Source organism: Candidatus Bandiella numerosa, assembly GCF_021811875.1.
Lineage (GTDB): Bacteria > Pseudomonadota > Alphaproteobacteria > Rickettsiales > Midichloriaceae > Aquirickettsia > Aquirickettsia numerosa_A.
This window is the reverse complement of the sequence record NZ_JAJBJD010000184.1, coordinates 1-1736: the sequence shown is the minus strand read 5'-3', so window position 1 is coordinate 1736 and position 1736 is coordinate 1. Positions and strand designations below refer to the sequence as shown.

The 1736-nt window shown below is 31.1% G+C and carries 1 protein-coding gene and 1 tRNA gene; both read left to right on the top strand.

Annotated features, from left to right (window positions below):
* Positions 1–285: 285 nt before the first annotated feature.
* Positions 286–1050 (top strand): Mrp/NBP35 family ATP-binding protein, encoded by a 765-nt coding sequence (locus L8D11_RS05230; RefSeq protein ID WP_236870613.1) that lies wholly within the window; start codon positions 286–288, stop codon positions 1048–1050.
* Between the two features lie 330 nt (positions 1051–1380).
* Positions 1381–1455: transfer RNA gene (locus tag L8D11_RS05225), tRNA-Thr, on the top strand.
* Positions 1456–1736: the final 281 nt, after the last annotated feature.

Here is a 1736-nt window from a genome sequence, read left to right as displayed (position 1 = left end):
GATATAGGAAGATATACTAATGCAGCTAATATCCAAAGAGAGAATTTTCAAAAAGCTAAATTTATTTGGGATGAAGCTATCCAAGAGATAGCTGCTGCCTAAAATTTAAGGGTCAGGGTTGTGTTGCAGCCATATTTCCATTAACTTGACGGTGCCTTTTTCAATTATAAAATGTTGTGACTTTATTTGATATAGCCAAAATAAAAAAATATTTAAATTTTAACTCGGGCTAGCTCTAAAATTGTGTTAGCATGTGCTCACATAAACTTAGTGCATTTAACAATAATGTTTACAGGTAAACAACAAAAACAGAAATTAAAACTTGAAAACGTTAAAAAGATAATTCTAGTAGCTTCTGGCAAAGGCGGCGTAGGAAAATCTACAATTGCAGCTAATTTAGCAATTGCACTTGTAGAATTGGGATATAAAGTTGGATTGCTTGATGCTGATATATATGGTCCGTCTATCCCAAGAATTTTTGAAATCAATCATAAGCCTGAGATTGCAGAAGGTTTATTACATCCTCATAAAAAATTTAAAATAAGTTTGATGTCTATGGGATTTTTAGTCCCAGAGGGTTCTGCATTGATTTGGCGGGGACCAATGCTTACAAAGGCTGTGCATCAACTTTTTAAAATGACAGTATGGGGTGATTTAGATTATTTAATAGTTGATACACCACCTGGCACAGGAGATATTCATTTAAGTATTGCTGAAAATTATGTTATTGATGGGGCAATTGTGATTACAACTCCTCAAAAACTTGCGTTGATAGATGCATTTAAAGCAGTGGATATGTTTTTCAAATTAAAAATAGATATAATGGGAGTTATTGAAAATATGGCGTACTATACCAATTTGGCAAGTGGTGCAAATGAATATATTTTTGGCAAAAATAGTTTGCCAAATTATTGCAAAGATAAGAAAATAGAGTTTATAGAACAGATACCCCTTGATCAAGATTTATCCAATAAAACCTTAATCAATCTCATAGATAATAAGATTATAAAAGATATTTTTAAAAGGATATTAAATAAATTAATAAAGTGAGGTAAAAAGTTTGCTGGACTTACACCAGAGGAGGTTTGTTATGGAGATAATTCCAATGGTTTAAAGCCAAAGAATAAAAAGTTTGCAGCTTAATTTTAAACATGGAATTTATCCTTAAATCTGCTGCATTACTGTCTAACCATCCAGGACCGCTTCTCTTTTTTTATGAACACTCTCTTTAAAGTGGGGCTGGCTATTTGCAATTTTAAAATTTCTGTAAATTTACTAGCCCTTATCCAAAACTTGGGTTAATTATTAAAAATATAAAATCAACATAATATTGTATTGTACTTGTAGTTAATTCAATTCATAATTACATTGAATTTTTATGCCGAAGTAGCACAGAGGTAGTGCAACTGATTCGTAATCAGTAGGTCGGAAGTTCAATTCTCCCCTTCGGCACCAGATTTTAATGATTTTTCTGGCTAATGGCATAAAGCTCTATGCTTTTTCCCTTTAGTGTGTCAGTAAATGTTAAATATTTTTGAAAATTCTGATTTATATATATGAACCGGGTTTTTAAAATTTCCTTCAAAATCTAAAATCCATATTGCTATACAAAGGCCGTTGCATAAATGCAAAGCAAGGAAGATATGCAATAAATGGATTTAAAAAATTAGATTCATATAAAGAAGAACGATAAGTTTGGTATAAAAGCTGATAGAATAATAGGAATTCAAGAAAGT

Bases quoted from the DNA above. Each gene is read 5' to 3' on its own strand.
- L8D11_RS05230 (WP_236870613.1), top strand. From the start codon at position 286: ATGTTTACAGGTAAACAACAAAAACAGAAATTAAAACTTGAAAACGTT.